17 protein-coding genes and 1 pseudogene are annotated in these 18,933 nt (G+C 71.8%); 11 read left to right on the top strand and 7 right to left on the bottom strand.

Features of this window, described 5'->3' with window-relative positions; translation table 11 throughout:
- Positions 1-164: 164 nt before the first annotated feature.
- Entirely contained in the window at positions 165-1,805 is a 1,641-nt protein-coding gene (mutL, locus tag NUV94_07330; GenBank protein MCR4392552.1) for a DNA mismatch repair endonuclease MutL, read from the bottom strand.
- Positions 1,806-1,896: 91 nt separating this feature from the next.
- On the opposite strand from mutL, the gene NUV94_07335 reads away from it, so the two are divergent.
- The 11 genes and pseudogenes from NUV94_07335 to NUV94_07385 all read left to right on the top strand — a co-directional run bounded on the left by NUV94_07335 (position 1,897) and on the right by NUV94_07385 (position 13,098).
- On the top strand, positions 1,897-2,331 hold the full coding sequence (locus tag NUV94_07335) for a hypothetical protein (GenBank protein ID MCR4392553.1): 435 nt from the start codon (positions 1,897-1,899) through the stop codon (positions 2,329-2,331).
- 34 nt (positions 2,332-2,365) lie between these two features.
- Positions 2,366-3,097: an HD domain-containing protein gene (locus tag NUV94_07340; protein MCR4392554.1), complete on the top strand. Its 732-nt coding sequence runs from the start codon at positions 2,366-2,368 to the stop codon at positions 3,095-3,097.
- Between the two features lie 204 nt (positions 3,098-3,301).
- The gene (locus tag NUV94_07345) at positions 3,302-3,919 is read left to right on the top strand and encodes a site-specific integrase (protein ID MCR4392555.1); all 618 of its coding nucleotides are present in this window, start codon (positions 3,302-3,304) and stop codon (positions 3,917-3,919) included.
- Entirely contained in the window at positions 3,916-5,208 is a 1,293-nt protein-coding gene (locus tag NUV94_07350) for a hypothetical protein (GenBank protein ID MCR4392556.1), read from the top strand. The genes NUV94_07345 and NUV94_07350 overlap by 4 nt, the downstream gene beginning before the upstream one ends.
- Positions 5,205-5,825: a hypothetical protein gene (locus NUV94_07355; protein MCR4392557.1), complete on the top strand. Its 621-nt coding sequence runs from the start codon at positions 5,205-5,207 to the stop codon at positions 5,823-5,825. The genes NUV94_07350 and NUV94_07355 overlap by 4 nt, the downstream gene beginning before the upstream one ends.
- A complete protein-coding gene (locus NUV94_07360; GenBank protein ID MCR4392558.1) occupies positions 5,807-7,156 on the top strand; it encodes a hypothetical protein in 1,350 nt (449 codons plus the stop codon). Before NUV94_07355 ends, NUV94_07360 begins: the two co-directional genes overlap by 19 nt.
- Before the next feature lie 44 nt (positions 7,157-7,200).
- Positions 7,201-7,707 (top strand): annotated as a pseudogene (locus NUV94_07365) (AAA family ATPase).
- 198 nt (positions 7,708-7,905) lie between these two features.
- Entirely contained in the window at positions 7,906-8,127 is a 222-nt protein-coding gene (locus NUV94_07370; GenBank protein ID MCR4392559.1) for a hypothetical protein, read from the top strand.
- The gene (locus tag NUV94_07375; protein ID MCR4392560.1) at positions 8,124-8,996 is read left to right on the top strand and encodes a DUF58 domain-containing protein; all 873 of its coding nucleotides are present in this window, start codon (positions 8,124-8,126) and stop codon (positions 8,994-8,996) included. The genes NUV94_07370 and NUV94_07375 overlap by 4 nt, the downstream gene beginning before the upstream one ends.
- Complete coding sequence (locus NUV94_07380; GenBank protein MCR4392561.1) at positions 8,993-10,657, top strand: BatA domain-containing protein; 1,665 nt, start codon at positions 8,993-8,995, stop codon at positions 10,655-10,657. The genes NUV94_07375 and NUV94_07380 overlap by 4 nt, the downstream gene beginning before the upstream one ends.
- Entirely contained in the window at positions 10,657-13,098 is a 2,442-nt protein-coding gene (locus tag NUV94_07385; GenBank protein ID MCR4392562.1) for a VWA domain-containing protein, read from the top strand. The genes NUV94_07380 and NUV94_07385 overlap by 1 nt, the downstream gene beginning before the upstream one ends.
- Here the strand turns inward: NUV94_07385 and NUV94_07390 are convergent.
- The 6 genes from NUV94_07390 to NUV94_07415 form a co-directional block, all read right to left on the bottom strand.
- Entirely contained in the window at positions 13,095-13,622 is a 528-nt protein-coding gene (locus tag NUV94_07390) for a molybdopterin-dependent oxidoreductase (protein ID MCR4392563.1), read from the bottom strand. The two genes, NUV94_07385 and NUV94_07390, sit on opposite strands and share 4 nt — an antisense overlap.
- A complete protein-coding gene (locus tag NUV94_07395) occupies positions 13,613-14,326 on the bottom strand; it encodes an energy-coupling factor transporter transmembrane protein EcfT (protein ID MCR4392564.1) in 714 nt (237 codons plus the stop codon). The genes NUV94_07390 and NUV94_07395 overlap by 10 nt, the downstream gene beginning before the upstream one ends.
- Positions 14,323-15,744, bottom strand: a complete 1,422-nt coding sequence (locus NUV94_07400) for an ATP-binding cassette domain-containing protein (protein MCR4392565.1) — start codon at positions 15,742-15,744, stop codon at positions 14,323-14,325. Before NUV94_07400 ends, NUV94_07395 begins: the two co-directional genes overlap by 4 nt.
- The gene (locus NUV94_07405) at positions 15,741-16,772 is read right to left on the bottom strand and encodes an ECF transporter S component (protein ID MCR4392566.1); all 1,032 of its coding nucleotides are present in this window, start codon (positions 16,770-16,772) and stop codon (positions 15,741-15,743) included. The genes NUV94_07400 and NUV94_07405 overlap by 4 nt, the downstream gene beginning before the upstream one ends.
- Positions 16,739-18,196, bottom strand: a complete 1,458-nt coding sequence (locus NUV94_07410; protein ID MCR4392567.1) for a molybdopterin-dependent oxidoreductase — start codon at positions 18,194-18,196, stop codon at positions 16,739-16,741. Before NUV94_07410 ends, NUV94_07405 begins: the two co-directional genes overlap by 34 nt.
- Positions 18,193-18,933 (bottom strand): helix-turn-helix domain-containing protein (locus NUV94_07415; protein MCR4392568.1); only part of this gene is annotated, 741 nt, incomplete at its 5' end. The genes NUV94_07410 and NUV94_07415, both read right to left, overlap by 4 nt.

The following is an 18,933-nucleotide window of genomic DNA, read 5'->3' on the forward strand; positions in this document are numbered from 1 at the left end:
ATGATGAAACAGGGACGGGACTACGAGCTAAGGGAGGTCGCATGGCCCACTTGAAAATCCGAGCGGGATGTTAAGCCTTGAACCGTGACCCCACTTCTCGTCGGATGTCACAAGTCAGGACCGCGTACATTGAGGCGTGGTAAGGGTAGGTTGCTGGGGAGGCTTCACCGCCCCAGCCGGTGGGCGAGGTCAGCCCAGGTGAGCACCACCGCCACCGGACGGCCATGGGGGCAGCGGGCTGGCTCCCTCGTGGCCTTCCAGTCAGCGATCAGGGCCTCCTGCTCCTCGTGAGAGAGATGCTCCCCGGCCTTCACCGCCGCCGCGCACGCCACCTCCCGCCACAGCTCGAGGAGCGGCGGCTCCCCCTCGAGCAGGCGCGCGGCCACCGCGGCGAGCGGCTCCTGGAACCCGAGGCGCGATTGGCGGTCGGCCAGCGGCGCCGGCCATCCTCGCAGGAGGAACGCCCGGTCCCCGAACGGCTCCAGGTCCACCCCCAGGCGCCCGAGGTCGGGGATCGCCCGCCGCAATGCCTCCGCCCGGTCGAACGGGACCTCCACCTGGACCGGGACCAGGAACTCCTGGGCCGGCATTACCTCCTCATCCCGGTACCGTTCGAACAGGACCCGCTCGTGAGCCACATGCTGGTCTACGATCTCCAGCCCGTCCTCGGCCTCGACCACGATGAACCTCCCCTGCACCTGCCCCAGCACCCGCCACCCCCGCCCCTGGGCCGCGGCCAGGAGCGGCTTGGGGGCTTCCCCTTCGGCCCTTGGGGCCGGACCGGCCGGGGGCACTGCCTCCACCGGGCCGAGGGCCACCACCCGCCCCCCCAGGGCCCGCAGCGCTGCCCGGTGGAGGAGGTCCATGGCCGCGCCCTCGGCCCGGAACCGGACCTCCTCCTTCTTTGGGTGCACGTTCACGTCCACCAGCTCCGGGTCCACGTCCAGGTACAGGAAGAACGCCGGGTGCTGCCCGCGGGGAACGAACCGCCCATAGGCTTGGGCGATCCCCACCGCGAGCACCCCCGGCCGCACCGGCCGGCCGGAGAGGAACAGGTGCTGGTCCACCCGCGTCGGCCGAGCGAGCTCCGGGGGCCCAAACCAGCCTTGGAGGTGGAACCCGGGCTCCCGCATCTCCACCGGGATCAGACGGGAAGCGAAGTCTCGGCCGTAGGCCTGGGCGATTCGAACGAGGGGGTCCGCAGCCGGGGGGACGTCGAGCACGGCCCGGCCCTCGGAGCGCACGGCGAACGCGACCGCGGGATGGGCGAGCACGAGCCGCTTGAGGGCCGTCAACACGCGGCGGGCCTCGGCCGGAGGGCTGTCGAGGAACTGGCGCCGGGCGGGGACGTTGAAGAAAAGATCCCGTACCTCCACCGTGGTCCCCACCGCCCGCGCCGCCGGGCGGTCCGCGGTTACCGTCCCCCCCTCCACCCGAAGTTCGTGGCCCGCCTCCGCCCCCCGCGGCCGCGACAGGAGCGTCACCCGGGCCACCGCGCAGATGGCTGCAAGCGCCTCCCCACGGAACCCCAGGGTGCGGATGTGGCGGAGGTCCTCCTCGGTGGCGAGCTTGCTCGTGGTGTGCCGTTCGATCGCGAGGTGCAGCTCGTCTGGGGCCATGCCATGCCCGTCGTCGGCCACCCGCAGGAGGGCGATCCCCCCGGCGTCCACGTCCACCGCGATCCGCTTTCCTCCCGCGTCGAGGGCGTTCTCGGCGAGCTCCTTGGCCACGGAGGCCGGCCGGTCCACCACCTCCCCGGCCGCGATCTTGCGGACCACTGCCTCGTCCAACCGCCGAATGGGCATCGGGAGGAAGGCTACCTCCCCCACCTGCCCCCCGCCACTTGCCGCCCCCCCGCGCCCTGTGCTACCCTTGTCCAAAACCAGGCTAAAGGGGGTGAATCCGGTGTACACCGTGTCTGAATTGGTGCGGCTCCTGGGCCTCTCCACCGAGAACCAGGTCCGCAACCGGATCGAGGCGGTGCGGGACCTCCTCGCCGGGGCCATTCGCCGTGGCCCCAACAACCAGATCCTCCTCACCGAGGACGGGTTGAGCACCCTCCGTGACCTCCAAGCTTTGTGCGAAACCGGGTATACCTTGACCGATGCGGCCAATCTCTTGCGCTATAAGACTGAAACAAAGGAACAAAAACTCGTTGGGATTTCGGGAAAAACCGAGCCGAACCGGGATGAGCCAGGGGATGTGGGGTGGCGGGCGCTGGTGGAGCACCTGGCGGAGGACGTCCGGCGCCTGGCGGATCGGGTGGCGGCCCTGGAGGTCATGGTTCAACGGGAGATCGGACAAGCGCCCTGGTGGGAACGGTGGCGATGAGGACAATCTGCCCGTGGCCCAAGAAGGAAAGCTCATGCAGGTGAAGGCGGCCATTGCCCGCTCGACGCGGCTGCGCACGCTGTGGACGTGCTCGAACATCACCGCCATCGACCGCCTCCGGATCAACGACCACGGCCCGACCCACGTCCGGATCGTGATGCGCATTGGGCTTAGGCTCCTTGAGCTCCTGCACGGGGCGGGGGTGAAGCTGGGGGTGGCCGACCACGGGCTTGGCTACGAGGACGCCCAGGTGGTGGTGGTGCTGGGGGCGGCCCTCCACGACATCGGGCACGCCGTGCACCGCCAGGACCATGAGCTCTTGTCCACGATCCTCGCCCCGACGCTCCTCGACGAGCTCTTGGCCGGGATCTACGAGGAGCCGCAGCGCACGGTGATCCTGGCCGAGGTGATGCACGCGATCTGGGTCCACCGCGGATCGCTGAGGCCGCTCACCGTGGAGGCCGGGGCCCTCAGCGTGGCCGACGCGCTCGACATGGAGAAGGGCCGGGCCCGGATCCCGTTCCGGGTCGGGGAGCCGACCATCCACAGCGTGTCCGCCCTGGCCATCGACAAGGTGGAGATCCTCCCCGGCCAGGAGAAGCCAGTGCACATCCACGTGCGGATGACCAACTCCGCCGGGATCTTCCAGCTCGACAGCCTCCTCAAGGAGAAGCTCAACAACTCTGGGCTCCGGGACTACATCGAGGTGTCGGCGGAGATCCAGGGCGAGGAGAAGAAGATCATCGAGCGCTATGCCCTCGGCTGAGCGGGCCGCAGATGCCTCCCCTGGGCTGTCCCCCTCCCTCGGCCACGGGAGGGGACCGGCGGCCCTCAGGGCCGGTCTTTACAAAAGGGTCCTTTTGTTAAGTCGGCGCCTCCGGGAATCGTTTTCTCTACGATGTTTGACGGAGGGATGTATCTTTTGTAAAATTTTGTGCATCCAAAGTAAAGCAACGCGGGAGGGAGACGGGTGCCCCTTGAAGTGACGCAGGAGGACTTCATGACCCCGGACCAGGTGCGGCGGCTCAAGGCGTTCGCCCGCCGGGCCGCGGACGAGGCCCGGCGGCGCGGCCAGACCGGCCCGGTGCGGGATTGGGCCATCCTCCACGTGGCCCTGGACGCCGGCCTCCGGGTGTCCGAGATCGTCAGCCTCAAGGTGGGGGATTTGCTCCTCGACCCCGGGCATTCGGCGATCATCGTCCGATACGGCAAGGGCGGAAAAGAGCGGGGGGTGGACATCGGCCAGCCGCTGCGGGAGCACCTGCGGGAGTACCTGGCGTGGAAGGACACCGTGGGCGAGCCCACCGGCCCCGACGACCTCCTGTTCGTGTCCCCCCGCGGAGGCCCCCTCACCCGCCAAGCGGTGTACCTCATGTTCAAGCGCTACGCCCGGCTCGCGGGCCTCCCGGACCGGTTCACCATCCACTCCTGCCGCCACACCTACGCTTCGATGCTGTACCGGGCGTCGCGGTTCAACCTGCGGCTCGTCCAGAAACAGCTCGGCCACGCCTCGATCCGCACCACCCAGGTCTACGCCGACGTCCTCTCCGCCGATGCCCTGGAAGCGGTGAACGGGCTGCCCCAATGATCCGGCTCCCCTGGGCCCTCCTCCTGGCCGTGGCCGTCGCCGGCTCAGGGCAGGCCCAGCTCACGGTGTCCGGGGAGCTCGGCTGGCAGGGCCTGGCCGTCCCCGGGGCGGTGAACCCGCTCGCGGCCACGGTGACGAACGGAGGCGGCGTCCCGTTCGCGGGCGAGCTCGTGGTCTGGCAGCGCATCGGCTCCGGATGGCGCGGTCAAGCGGAGCGGGAGCTGCGGGTGCCGGTGCTCCTCGCCCCCGGGGGGCGGGCCCGGCTACGCCTGCCGTGGCCGGTGGAGCCAGGACTGCGGACGGTGGAGCTCCGGGTGGAGGCCGACGGCCACACTGCGGCCCGGGCCGAGGTCCCGGTGCGCCTCGCAGGGGAACGGATCGCCGCGGCGGTGGGCCCCCCGCCCACGCCCGCTCCCCCTGGCCCGCTCGTTGTGCTGAACCCGGACGACCTCCCCGATGACCCGCTCTTCCTTACCCCGTTCGCCACCGTGTACTTGGCCCCCGCGGCCTCCCTGGCGCCCAAGGCCGGCGAGGCCCTCGCCGCCTGGGCGGCGTTCCTGGGCGGCCGAATCGTGGGGCGGGACGCGCCTCCGACGGTCCACACCCTGTCCCCGGACGACCTCAGCGCCATCCTCCGCGGGCACCGCGCGCGGCGCCCACCCCTTGCGGCACTGGCCCTGGCCACGGTCGCGTACCTGGTGGCGCTGGGGTACGCCCTGCCCGCGCTGGCCCGGGGGGAGCGGGCGTGGCCGCTGGCCGCGGTGGCCTCGGTTGCGCTCGGTTTTGCCTTGATTTACCTGAATCTGGTCGGAATGCCAGAAACCCAAATATCTGTTCAGTTAAGCATTCAAAGGTCAGACATCGCTCGGTTTAATATGGATTGGTTGGCAGTGGGGGACCGGCGGGGAGGGGTGTGGCGGGGGGAGGGGATGTGGGTGGAGGTCCTGCCGGGGGGCGGGGACTGGGCGGGGCGGGAGGTGGCGTGGACCTGGGGACCGGACGGACCGCAGACGACGCTCTCCATCGCCCCAGGCCAGGTCCGGTTCTTGTGGCGGCTGTCCCCGGCCGCGGAGTTCACGGGCGTGGCGCTCACGGTGCGGGACGGGGGGCTGGTGCGCGCCGACGGAGAACCGATGGCCATGGCGGAGTTGGCCCTGGCCCACCGCCGCCTGCTTGGGGCGGTGGACCCGCTCCTCGCCGACGGGGACCGGGTGGTGCTCGCCTCCGGGGTGGACCGGGCCCCGGGGCGGGCGGCGTATGTGTACCGTCTGAGGTGGGAGGGGCCATGAGCAGGTTCCGGATCCCGGAGACGCTCGTCAACTCCTATCACGCCTTCGTGATCTTGGTTGGGCTGACCTTCCTCACCGCGCTCGTCTGGCCGGAACCTCCCGCCGCCGGGGGGGTGCTGGAGGCGCTGATGCGGGGGCCGTTCTTCCTGGACGCGGTGGCGTTCCTCCTGGGGGTCCTGGCCCTCCACGTGGGGGAGGCCGAGCACGGGTTCGGGCGGGCGGCCCCGCCCTGCCGGGCGTTGCGGATGGGCGCGCTCGTCCTCCTTGGGATCGCGCTGATCCTGCCGTTCTTGATCGTGCACCGGGTGGAGGCCGGGGGCGGGTGGGGGCAACTGGTCTTGGTCGTCCTGTTCCTGTTTGCCTACGGCCTCTTCTGGTCCCTGGTTGGCCACGCCGCCGCGGGGAAGGTAAAATTCGATGGACTTCGGTTCTTTGTCAAATACGGCGGCCTCATCGTGCTCACCTTCCTCCCCGTCGTGTTCGGCCTGCCGCTCAGCCCGTTCCCCGTGTTGGCCGGCCTGTGGGAGGGCACGCTGACCGGGGCGGTGGGCCTCCTCCTGTACGTGGCCGTCGACCTGGGAGCCCTGGGATGGTGGTTATGGACGAGGCGGGCGTAATCCTGCGCAGCACCAAAGGGTGGCTCCGGGCGCGCCACGCCCTTCGGGGCGCCCTGGCTGGGGCGACGGCCGGGCTGGCCGCGGCCATCCTCGGCCGAGCGGCCGGGACCTCCCTCCCCGGGTATGCCTGGGCCGGGATCCCCCTCCTCGCCGTGGTCGGGGCCGGGTGGCCCCTGTCCTCGCCCCGCCTCCTCCTCCGCGTCGGCCGGCGACTCGGGTTAGGAGAACGGCTGGCCGCGGTCGAGGTGCTGGCCGGACGCGGGGCCACCGCCCTGCTGCGGCCACTGGTGCGGGAGATCCACGCCCTTCGGCCGCGGCCGTGGCGGCTGCTGTTGGGCCCGGCCGAGGCGGCGGGCGTGGCCATCGCTGGGGCCTTGCTCCTCGTCCTGGCCTATCTTCCCATGGGGGGGCCGCGTTCGGCCGTGCCCTCCGCTCCCGACGAGCTGGAGGTGGCGGCCCAGGCCGCACCGTCCGAACCGGCGCGGGCCGAGGCCGCGGCCCCGCGCGCCGCGGAACCGCCGCCCTCGGTCGCCGCCGATGCCCCCCTGCTCGAGTACTCCCCGTACCAAGACCTGCTCGCGGCCGTGCTCGGCCTCCCGGAGATCCCGCCCGGATCGCCCGGCCCCGGGGACCTCGCGGCCCGGTTGGCCCAGGAGGAGGGCCTGCTCCGTGAGCTCGCGGATAAGGTGGCCCGGTCCGCCCCAGGCGGGATCAGCGCGTCCGAACGGCAGGAATTGGTGCCGCTCGCCCAACAGGTGACCCGATCCGACCTGCGCGAGGCGGTGGTCAGGCTCCTCGAGCAGGGGGACGAGGAGTCCGCCCGCGAGGTGGAGGAGGCGCTGAACGCGGTGCTCGCGGCCGCGGAGCGGAGCGGGGAATCCGGCGGCGGCACGGAACCCCCGCCGGAGCCGTCGGAGGAGACGGAAGCGGCGGTGGCCGCGGGTGCCCCCACCCCAGGCCGCGCGGGCGAACGGGGTGAAGGGGCGTCCGAGCCCCCGGAGGACAAGTTCGGCGAGGACCCGGCCGACCAGGAGGGGGACCTCGCCGGCAAGAGCCCCGGAGGGCCGCTGGCCGGGGGCGAGGGCGACCAGGCCCCGCCGTCCTCGGGGGCGGCGGTGCCGTTGCCGGTGAACCCAGGCGAGGGGCCGGCGCGGGCGTACGTGGTGACCGGCGTCCCGGGCGAACCGCCCGCCTCCGGGGAAGCCGGCCAGCCCGGCCTCGCCCCGTACGAGGTGGACCTGGTCCTGCGGGCCCGGGACATCCCGGCGGAGCTCCAAGATCGGGTACGGCGGTACTTCGAACTCATCACGGGTGGAGGTGGTGGCGGGTGATTACGGACAAGGACCTGGCCCGAGCCCAGAGCGCGTTTGCCACCATGCGGGAGCGGATCGCCGCTGTGATCGTCGGTCAGGAAGCGGTGGTGGAGGTGGCGCTGTGGACGATCCTCGCCCGGGGGCACCTCCTGCTGGAAGGGGTGCCAGGGCTGGGGAAGACCCTGCTCGTGCGCACCTTGTCCCGGGCCCTTGGGCTTTCCTTCTCCCGCATCCAGTTCACCCCGGACCTCATGCCGGCGGACATCGTGGGCACCACCGTGTTCTCCCAAGATAGCGGGTTCCGGTTCGTTCCCGGCCCGATCTTCGCGAACGTGGTCCTCGCCGACGAGGTGAACCGGGCCACCCCGAAGACCCAGTCCGCGCTCCTCGAGGCGATGCAGGAACGGCAGGCCACGGTGGGCACGGGGACCCACCTCCTCCCCGAGCCGTTCATCGTCTTGGCCACGCAAAACCCCATCGAGATGGAGGGCACCTATCCCCTGCCAGAGGCCCAGGTGGACCGGTTCCTGTTCAAGGCGGAGGCGAGCTTCCCAAGCGAACGGGACCTGATCGAGATCATCCGCCGCAACACCGAGGGCGGGGGGATCCAGCTCCCGGACCCGGCCCTGAGCCAGGAGGAGGTGCTCCTCGCCCAGAAGGTGGTGGGGGAGTACCCGGTGCCGCGGCCCCTCCTGGAGTACGCGGCCCGGTTGGTGTTGGCCACCCATCCCTCTGGGGCGCGGGCCCCGGAGGTGGTGCGGCGGTACGTGCAGTACGGGGCCAGCCCCCGGGCCGGGTTGGCCCTCATCCTCGGGGCCAAGGCGCGGGCGTTCCTGGCAAGCCGCTACCACGTGGGGGTGGAGGACATCCAGGCCGCGCTGCGCCCAGGACTTGTCCACCGGGTCCTCCTCAACTTCCGCGCCGAGGCGGAGGGGGTCACCCCGGGACAGATCTTGGAGGAGGTGCGCAAGGCTGTCCCCACACCATGAGCGAGGCGCTGTTGAGCGAGGCCGAATTGCGGGCGCTGGCCCACGCCCGGCTGACGTTCAAGCGGCCGCGGGCGGCACTCCCCGGCGGCCACCTCGCGGCGCGGTCCGGGGTGTCCCTGGAGTTCGCGGACATCCGCCCCTATCAGCCCGGGGACGACTTCCGCCTGATCGACTGGGCGATCTACGCCCGCCACCACAGGCTCGTGACCAAGGTCTACTTCCGGGAGGTGGAGGCCCCGTTGTACCTCCTCGTGGACGCCAGCCGGTCCATGGGCCAGGGCCAGCCGGGGAAGCTCCGGTTCTCGGCACGCCTCGCCGGGGCGCTGGCGTTCGTGGCGTTCCGCGGCCAGGACCGGTTCGGCGTGTACCCGTTCCGCGACCGACCGCTCGATGGCCCTGCTCCCCGGCGGGGCCGGGCTGCCCTGGTGAACGCGTTCCGGGCGCTTTCGAACCTGCCACCGGAAGGGATTACGGACCTGAACGCGTCCCTCGTCTCCTGGGCGGAAACGCACCCCGAGCCGGGGATGTGCGTGGTGGTCTCGGATTTCCTTTGCCCCACTGGGTATCGGGAGGGCCTCCTCGCCCTTCGCCATGGCCGGCACGCGGTGACCGCGGTCCAGGTGCTGGCCCCGGATGACCTCGACCCTCCCCGCCTCGGCGAGGCGCGGTTGGTGGACGTGGAGACCCGGCGCGGGCGGTCGCTGATCCTGGCCCAGGGGGCGTGGCGGGCGTACCGGGAGGCGCTCCACCGCTGGAACGAACGGCTGAGCACCACGTGCCTAGAGCTGGGGATCGCGTACTTCCTGTGCCGATCGGAGGCGTCCCCGGTGGAAGCAGCGCTGACCGTGGTGGCGGGGTGGGGCCGATGAGCTTCGCGTTCCCCATGGCCTGGGCATGGCTCGCCTCCGGGCTGGTCGTCCTCCTTCTCCACCTCTTCCGGCGGCGGGAGCGGGAGCTTTCCGTGTCCGCCCTGTTCCTGTGGGAGCAGGTGCCGCCCGATCGGGCGAGCTACCTCGAACGGCTGCGCTGGCGGTTCGACCTCTTGCTCTGCCTCCAGCTCCTTGGGGTGATCCTGTTCGCGTTCGCCCTGGCCCAGCCGCTCCTCCAGGTGTCCCGGACGGCTGGGGCCACGGCCATTGTGATCGATGGATCGGCGTCCATGGCCGCGGACGGCCGGGTGGAAGAGGCGGTGGCCGCCGCCCGGCGGGCCATCGCCGCCTCCAGCGGGCCGTGGACGGTGGTACGGTGGGCGGACCCTCCCGAGCTCCTCGTGCCTTCCACCTCTAAGCGGGAGGAAGCGCTGGCCGGGCTGAGCCAGTTCCGGCCTACTTTGGGCGGCCGTCCTCCCCTCGGGCAGGCGTTGGCCCTCCTTCCCGACCCCGGGGTCCGGATCGTGGTCATCACCGACGACCCGCCCCCGGACCCGGGCGTGGACGTGGTCGCCCTGCCCCCCAAGGACAACCTGGCCATCCTCGCGTTCTCCGTGCGGCCCGAGCCCGACGGATCGGGCTACCCGGCCCTGGTGCGGGTGCGCAACGACACCCCGCACTACCAAGACGTGCAGCTCGTCTTGCGGGCCGGAGACGGCACCTACCTGCAATCGCGCCTTCTCGCCCCCAAATCCGAGGACACGTTCGTGTTCCCCTACGTCGGCGCCCTCGGCCCAACGTTCCGGGTGGAGCTCCTGCCCGGGGACGCGTTCCCGTGGGACAACGTGCGCTACTTCACCCTGGCCGAGGCCGGGAGCACGGTCCGGGTGCGGTGGCTGGGAGAGGAGGACCGGTACCTGTGGGCAGCCCTGCAGGCGGCGGCGCCGGCGGTGCGGGTCCGCGAGCCGCCGTGGGACCTCACGGTGGCGGTGCGCGTAGACCTGCCCGCCTCCCCGAACGGCCCGGCGCTGTTGGTGGGGGCCGGCTCCCCCGAGGCCCCGTTGGGTGGGTTCGTCCCGGCGGGGGCTATCCACGGGGGGGAAAGCCCGCTCCTCCGGCACGTGGTCCCGGGGAACTTCCAGGCCGCCGCCGTCCGACCACCGCTGCTCCCGGATGGGGCGGAGGTGGCCCTATGGGCCGACGACCGGCCGGCCCTCGCCCGCTGGGAAGCCGCCCCCGGCCGCCGGGTCCTCCTGACCCTCGACCTTCCTCGGTCCAACCTCCCGCTGACCGTGGACTTCCCCATCCTCCTCAGCAATGCCTTGGCCTGGCTTCTCCCTCACCGCCCCGGCCAGGACCTCCGAGTGGGGGAGGCGATGGAGCTGGTCGAGGGGGCCGAGGTCCTGACCCCAACCGGGCCGGTAACCGGGACCTGGGTCCCGGATCGCCCCGGGCTGTACGAGCTCCGCCGTGACGGACGACGGGAGCGGATCGCCGTCAACGTCCCCTGGGAGGAATCGCTCCCCGGGGCTGCCCCCTCGGCCCCACCTGTCGTGCCCCAGCGAGCTACGGCGGCCCTCCCGATCTGGCCATGGTTGGGTCTGGCGACGCTCTTTGTCCTGGCGGGGGAGTGGGCGCTGGCCTGGCGGAGGGGTGGGTGATGCGGTTCCTCGTCCCGTGGGGGCTCGTCGGGCTGATCCCGGCCCTGGCCGTGCTCGCCTTGTCCCTGCGCAAGGGACGGCCGCTCCTCGGTCGGGCCCTCACCCTGACCCTGCTCGCCCTGGCGTTCGCCCAGCCCGAGGTGTCCCTGCGTCGGAGTGAGGAAACGATCTTCCTCCTCCTCGACCGGTCGGCGAGCGTGGGGGAGGAGGCGGAGGCAGCGCTGGAGGAGCTGCGGACGGCCCTCGCCGGGCGGGGCGCCCGGGTGGGGGTGGTGTCGTTCGGGGGCTCGCCCCAGGTGGACCGATGGCCGGGCCCGGGCATGCCGGGGGCAGCGGCCTCCCTGGCCCAGGTCGAGCGTTACGCCACCGACATCGGGGCGGCGGTGGACCTAGCCCTGGCGTTGGCCCCGTCCGGGCCGACCCAACTGGTGCTGGTGTCCGACGGCCGAGCCACGCACGGGGACGCGCTGGCCGCGGCGGCCCGGGCCCGGGCCCGGGGCATCCCCATCTCCGCGTTCCCGGTGAGCCGGGCCGACCTGTTGCGGGTAGCTGACCTGTCCGGCCCGCGGGACGCCCCGCTGGGTACGGTGACCCTGGAAGCCATGATCGAGGCCAGCTATCCGGTGACCGCCACCGCGGCGTTGTTCCGGGGAACCGAGCTCGTCCAATCGGACCAGGTCCAGATCGAACCCGGCCGGACCCGGGTCGCGTTCGCCGACCGCCCCCCGGCCCCGGGCATCCACGTGTATCGGCTGGAGGTCGTCGTCCCAGAGGACCCGGTGCCGGAGAACAATGCCCTCACCTGGGCGGTGACGGTGGGGGAGGCCCCGGCGGTGTTGGTGGTGGGCCAAGGGGAGAGCGCGGTAGATCAGCTCCTCGCCGCGGCCGGGGTGGCCTTCGCCCGGCGGGATTTCCTTTCCTGCGAGGACTTGGGCGACGTGCGGCTGGTGATCCTGGACGACTACCCGCTGGGGCTGATCGGGGAACGAGCCCTGGCGGGGCTGCGGGTGTACGTGGCCGGAGGTGGGGGGCTCCTGGTCATCCAGGGCCGCCGGGCGGTGGCCGGCTACGTGGGGCCGGTGGAGGAGCTGCTGCCGGTGACCTACGCGGTGCCGGAGCGCCTGGAGGAGGCGACCGCAGCGGTGCTGTTCGTGCTGGACCGGTCGTCGTCCATGGCCGGGCGCTCCCAGGGGATGGCCAAGATCGACCTCCTCAAGGAGGCCGCGGCGGCGGCGGTGGAGGTGATGCCCCCTGAGGACATCGTCGGGGCATTGGCGTTTGACCGGTTCGTGCACTGGCTGGTGCGCCCGGCCCCGGTGGCCGAGGCGGCAGAACCCCTGTTCCAGGCCCTGCGCGGGCTTTCCCCGAGCGGGGGCACGGACGTGTACCCGGCGATGGAGGAGGCGCTTTCGACCTTGGCCGAGGTGCCCGCCCGCATCCGCCACATCATCGTCATCTCCGACGGGAAGACCCTCCGCGAGGACCGGGATTTCCCTATCCTGTATCGGAAGGTTGCCGAATCCGGGATCGGGGTGTCGGCGATCGGCATCGGGAGGGACTCCGACGTGGAGGTAATGGCCGGGCTGGCCCAGGCCGGCCACGGACAGTTCCTGCTCTTGGCGGACATCCAGGACCTGCGGCCGGTATTGGTGCAGGAGACGGAACGGGTGGTGCGGCCGCGGTTTGTCGAGCGGGAGACGTCGGTCCTCCCCGGGCCGGCCGCCCGAACCTTGCCGCTTGCGGAGGCGCTCCCGCCGCTTTCCGGGTACACGCTGACGTTCCCCAAGCCGACCGCGGAGGTGGGGCTGATCACCCCAGCCGGGGACCCCCTGGTGGCCACGTGGCGGATCGGCCTCGGCCAGGTGGCGGTGATCAACACCGACCTCGCCGGGGTTTGGTCACAGGGGTGGCTGTCCTCCCCGGCGCTGGGGCGCCTGTGGGGGGCGTTGGTCGGCGGGCTGTGGACGGGACGGCGACCGGTCCGGGTGGACTGGAAGGTAGATGGAAGCTCGCTCAAGCTCGCGGTGGAGGTGGAAGAGGGAGGGCGGTGGGTGAACGGGCTGAGCTTGAGCGGGGAGCTCGTGAGCGGGGGGGAGCGTCGGACGCTCGTCTTCAGCCAGGTGGCCCCGGGCCGGTACGAGGCGGAGCTGCCGGTCCCCGCGCCAGGGGCGCACCTGCTCGCGGTGAGCGAGCCCTCCGGCCGGTACGGGGGGGCGTTCCCCGTGGCCCTCCCTTATCCGGAGGAGCTCGCGGCGTTCGGGGCGGACCTGGACGCCCTGCGCCAGATCGCCCGCGTGTCCGGAGGGACGATCATCGCCGATGAGCTTCTGCCCCCGCCGCCGGGGACGGGTCAGGACTGGCTTCCTCTCGGCCGGGCGCTCCTGTGGGGGGCAGCGGGCACCCTGCTCCTCGACCTCGCCCTGCGCAAGCTCGTCCGCTAGCGCGTCTCCACCAGGATGCGGACCACGGTTTTGACCCAAAACGCGCCCACCGAGTCCACCCCGTATTCGGCGTTCCCCACCCGCCCCTGCTCGGGAAGGATGACGAGCCGTGGCCCATCCGGCCACTCCGGGATCTCTCGGCCGTCCATGGCGTAGGCCAGCACCAGCGGATAGGCCGGGTCGTACACGCGCTCCTCTGGGAGCTCGACCGTGTACCCATCGGCCCCTTCCACCCGGACCTGGGTCACCCGGACGCCGGGGAAGTACCGTTCGAGCAGGACCGTCAGGGCGACCCCGCGGTACCGTCCCGCATCGCGCCAGTTCCCGTACTGGTTCTGGTAGGCGCCCTCCCGTTCGATGGCCGGCAGGGCCGTGAGCTCGGCGAGGGTCACCCGCACCGTCCGCGGGCCTTCGAGGACCAGCGTCGGCCCGGCCGGGGCCAGGCTGCGGACGATGGCGTACGCGGCCAGCCCGAGGAAACCGGCCCCGAACAAGACGAGCCTCGTCCAGCGGCTTACGGCCATCGTCCCCCTCCGGCGGCGAACCAGCCCGCGGTGGCGAACCCCACCGTCGCCAAGATCAGTAGCCCCACGTCGGCCGGCTCCCACGGGATGGCGTTGAGGCTCGTCCGCCGGGGATACCGGCCGAACCCCCGTGCCTGCATGGAGAGGGCCACCGCGTCCGCCCGGGCGAGGGCGGCGGCCAACACCGGAAGGGCCGTCCAGCGGACATGGGCGAGGAGGTTCCACGGCCGCAAGAGGAGCCCCCGCGCCCGCTGGGCCTCCCGTACCCGCTGGTACTCCGTTTGGAACAGGGGCAGAAACCGCAGCGTCATCACCAGGACGTACGTGTACCGGTAGGGCAGCCGGGTTTGGGACAGGGCAGCGGCGAACGCGTCCGGCGGGGTGGTGGCCAGGAACAGGAGGCTCCCTGCGAGCACCCCCAGGAACCGCAGGGCCATCTCCGCCCCGGCCCGGAGCCCGTCCTGCGTTAGGGTGAACGGGCCGAGGCCCGCCACCGGCTCCCCGGGGGCAAGCAGCGCCTGCACGAGGAACACGAACCCGCCAAACGCCAGGGCGGCGTGGAACGCCCGCCGGGAAAGGAGGCGTCGCCGCCCAAGGGCCACCGCGGTGAGGACGAGGCCGCCCTTGACCGCGAGGCCGGGGGCGGCCACCACCGCCGCCGCGTAGGCGCAGAGCAGGGCGAACTTGGCCAGGGGGTGCCTCATCTTCCCTCCCAGAACTCCGGGGTGAACGCGTCCCGACCTTGGCTGGCCAGCGTCCGGAACACCTCCCCCGGTGAGCCGAGCAGCGCCTCTTCCCCGAGGTACAGCACCCGGTGGGCGAGACGGGCCACGGCCGGGATGTCATGGGACACGAGGATCGCCCCGCTTCCCTCCTGGACGGCACGGACGAGCTCCGAGGCGATCCACCGCCGGTTCGCCCAATCCTGGCCGATGAACGGCTCATCGAGGAGCGAGAGACGCGGCCGGCGGCTCAGGGCGAGGATCACCGTCAGGCGGCGTCGCTCCCCCACGCTCAGCCGCAACGGGTGCTCGTGGGCAAGGTCGACGAGGCCGGCCCGGGTCAGCCATGCCCGGCCATCCCCGTCCACCCGGGGCCGTCCCAGGATGAGTTCCTCGGCCACCGACGCCGCGAACAACTGGTGATGGGGCATTTGGAAGACCAGGCCCACCCCGTCGCCGGGGCGGTGGCCAGCGGCCAAGGCGATGGTCCCGGCGTGGGGTGAGGTCAGGCCGGCCAAGAGCCGCAGCAGGGTCGTCTTTCCGGCGCCGTTGGGGCCGATCACCCCCAGGATCTCCCCCGGGGCGAGGTCGAACGAAAGCCGATGGAACAGGTCGTTCCCGCCGGGGTAGGCGAACGAGAGCCCCCGCACCGCGAGCAGGCGTCCGCCTCGGGGCGGGGCCGGGCGGGGTAGATCGTCGGCCGGGGCGGCCGCGTGGGGAATGCCGCGGCGGTCGGCGGCCAGGCGGCCCGCGGCCAGCCTCAGGAACCGCGGGCGCAGCCGGGCCAGCGGACCCAGCCGGTGCTCGGCCACGATCACCGTTCGTCCCTCCGCGTGGAGTTCCGCCACCAACCCAAGCAGCCCGGCCGCGGCCGGGGGATCGAGGTGAGCGGTGGGCTCGTCCAGGAGCAGGACCTTCGGCGCCAGGGCCAATGCTGCGGCCAGGCTCAATCGCTGCTTCTCCCCTCCGGACAGGGTCCAGGTAGCCCGGTCGGCCAGCGCGGTCAATCCCACGGTAGCCAGCGCCGTCTCCACCCGACCGGCGATCTTCGCCCGGGGGAACCCCAAGTTCTCCGGGCCGAACGCGACCTCATCCCGCACCCGCAGGGTGCAGATCTGGGCCTCGGGGTCCTGCTGCACGAGCCCGATCCCGTCCGCTCGGCGGTACAGCGAGGGTGGGGCCGGCTGGCCGAACAGGAACACCTCCCCGGCCACCCGGGCCGGGATCCCCTCGGGCACGAACCCGAGCAGGGCATGGAACAGGGTGCTCTTCCCCGACCCGGACGGGCCGGCCACCACCACGAGCTCCCCCGCCGGGATGCTCAGGGAGAGGGCGGCGAGCGCCGGCCGCGGGCGCCCTTCGTAGTGCACGGTGAGGTCCCGCACCGCGATCGCGTTCATCGCACGATCAACGCCGCCAGGTCCCGGACCCATAGGGATCCTGGATACCCTTTGGCCACCAACCGGAGCGTGCTGCCGTCCCGCACCACCAGGACGCGGGTGTCCGCGGTCACCTCGGCCAAGGGAAACTCGGCCTGGTAGCCGTCGCGGGCGCGGGCGATCAGGACCTGCGCCCCGGGCTTCGGGCCGGCCCGGGCGAGGATCGCCTCCACCGGGATCCCGGTGTACTCCTGCTCCGGGACGTAGGTGACCGCCCCGCTCAAGGTCGCGCGGACGGTCGTCTCCTGTCCGGCCCAATCCTGGTAGCGGAAGGAAAACGGCCGCTCCACCCTTCCCTCCACCTGTACGGCACCGGGAGAGAGCGGCCGGTACACGGCGAGGGAGTAGCCAACGCCGCCGGCGAGGAAGACCAGGGCCAGCCCCCCGGCCAGCCAGGCCCGGGCGCCGGTGGCTTGGACGTGGGGAGCATGGGCCAACCCGGCCCGGCGCAACGCGGCCAAGAGGTCATGGGCGAGCCACCCGCCGAGCACGAGGCCGGAGGCTGCGGCCAGCCCGGCCATGATCAAGATGTAGCCCACCGGGACACCAGAGAAGTACAGGGCCTGGAACACGAGCACGTTGGACGCCGAGGCCACCGCCCCCGAGAGGAGGAACCCCCACAACCGCCGCCGTGGGTCGAGGGACATCCCCAAATCCACGAACGCCCCCTGGACCGCGGACACGAGCAGGATCACGACCCCGTGGGTCCCTCCCATGAGGAACTCCACCGCCCCCTTGGCGAGGCCGGTCAACGTGGCCGCCCCGAACCGCCCCACCAGCGCCGCGGCGAGGAGCGGCCACACCACGTGCAAGCCCGCCAGGATCTGGCCCGCGCCGAACGGCACCCCCACGAACCGGTTCACCAGATTCCCCAGATACCCGACGTACGCGGACAATGCCCCGCCCACCGCGGCGAGCAGGGCCACCACCACGAGATCACGGACGGAGAGGCGCCCTAATCCGGCCGGATGACGATCTCCGCCACCCACTTCACCCTCCGCAGGCCCTCCGGAACCGGGGCGGCATCGTCCCACACCAGGAGGAGCGGCCCGCCATCGGCTGCGGCCAGGAACCGCCCGTCCACCTGGAGGGCGAGGATGTACCGGTCATCGCGAGCCAGGTACCGGACGGGAATGCGCTGGCTGAACCCGTCCGCGGCCCGGATCTCCACCGTGTACCCGCCCGCGGCGAGCGCGTCGTTGAAGTCGGCGTCGTCGTAGTGGATCCCGAGCTCGGCCGGCGGGAACCGGTCGTCGTCCACGTAGGCGAGGAGGCGCCACAGCGGAAGGCCGGAATAGGCGTGGGCCTCCCCGTTGCGGGTGGCCGTCACCGTGCGGGCGTGGCAGGGACAGCCCACCCCGGCCTCGAGCTCGGCCCGGGTGAACGTCCGCTCCACCTGGCCCTGGAGGCGGAGGGTGTAGCTCTCGTACGTCCCGTGCACCTCCACCCGTATCACCATCCGCGCCGACCGGGCGCTCTCGAACCGGGGGTTTCCCGGTCCCACCTTGACCAGGCGGAAGTAGCCGGGGTCGAACGGGAGGTAGACGCCATCCTGCTTGAAGGCGAGGATCCAGATCCAGTCCTGCTCCACGAGGTCGCCGTACCTGTAACGCATCCGGTATCCGTCTGCGGCCACCGCCTCCACCTCTGTATCCGGGGGCCATGGCCCGAGGAGGTCGGCGAGGGGGATCCCGGTATAGCGGGCGCCGATCTCGCGGCCGACCCGGTTGACGAACGTCCCCGGCCCGGTGACGGCGGCGAAATGCGTCTCCAGTTCCCGCATCGTGTAGGTGCGCTCCTCCGTGGAGGCCACGGTGACCGTGGCCTCCTCCGGCCAAGCCCCGACGGCGGGCAGGGCCGCAAAGCTTGCGTCCCAATTCACCACGAGCCACTGCACGGCTTTCACCAACAGCCCAGTGGTGGAGGGAAGGCCCTGGAAGAAGTGGGCCCGTTCGCCGAGGGCGGCGAGCATGTCCTCGTTGGACACTGCGCCGTCCGCCGGGAGGAACACGAGCTCCGGCCCCTCCTCCCACGCTGGAATCCTCACCCCGTCACGCTCGAACGCGAGGATCGGTGTTCCCAACGGGGACTGGCCCGTCACCACCGCCCGGGGCAAGGCCTTGGTGTAGCCGTCCACGGCGATGACATGGAGGAGGTCGCCCTCCTGCATCCCGCCCAGGGCCTCGACGAGGGGGGCGAGGGGGATCCCCCGGTAGCTGTGGGCGGGTTTCCAGTTGGGGTCATTCGGGGACAAGGTCGGCCCTTGATAGCGCACGGTGCCCGATAGGGTCGGCCACAGGTCGTCGGCCAGGTCCACGGCCAGGGATCGGTCCCCGACCTGGACCAGCACCGCCTGGGCCCAAGCCCCCACCGCCAGGGCGACGAGCACCACCGCGAGCAAAGATCTCCTCATAACGAGCCCTCCTTCACGGGATGGGTACGCACCACGGGGATGGGAACCGCCGCCCACCACCCTTGGCCGACGGCGAACGGGGTGCCGTCTGGGTTCCCGACGAGCACGTTGAGCGCGAACCCGCGGCAGGCGAGGACTACGTTCACCAAGTCTCCCAGCCGGCGGACCTTCATGACCTGGCCGGGGATCAGATTGCAGCCAATCAGGCCGGCGGGCCGCGCTTGGCTCAAGACGACCGCCTCTGGGGGGATGACCAGCCACAGAAGGTCGGCGTGGCTGAACGAGATCGCCTGCAAGGTCTCGTCCCCAAGCCGGACGTGTTTCAGGGCCCCCTGGCTTGCGACGGTCCGGGCGAGGAACGTGTTCTTCCGCACGAGCTCCGGATGGACGGGGGAGAAGGCCTCTTCGCCGCCGAACGCGAGCCGTCCGGACCAGAGCAGGGACTCCACCACTTCTTTCGGGGTCCCTGCGGCCACGAGAAGGTCGGCCATGGACAGGCCGAGCACTTGGGCCAGGGCGCGGATCTCGGAAAGGGGTGGAGGCGGGCGGAGGCCGAGTTCGATGCGCGACAGGCGCGACGGCTCAATCCCGGCCTGGCGGGCCACTTCCCGCAGGCCGATCCCCTGGGCCAACCGGGCCTGACGCACGAGCTCTCCGAACTGGGCCACCGGCACGTCCCGAGTGTAGCCGGATTGTTGCCATTTGTCAACAGAGGCGAGAGACCCCATTTGGTCACC

Source organism: Candidatus Acetothermia bacterium, assembly GCA_024653305.1.
Lineage (GTDB): Bacteria > Bipolaricaulota > Bipolaricaulia > Bipolaricaulales > Bipolaricaulaceae > JACIWI01.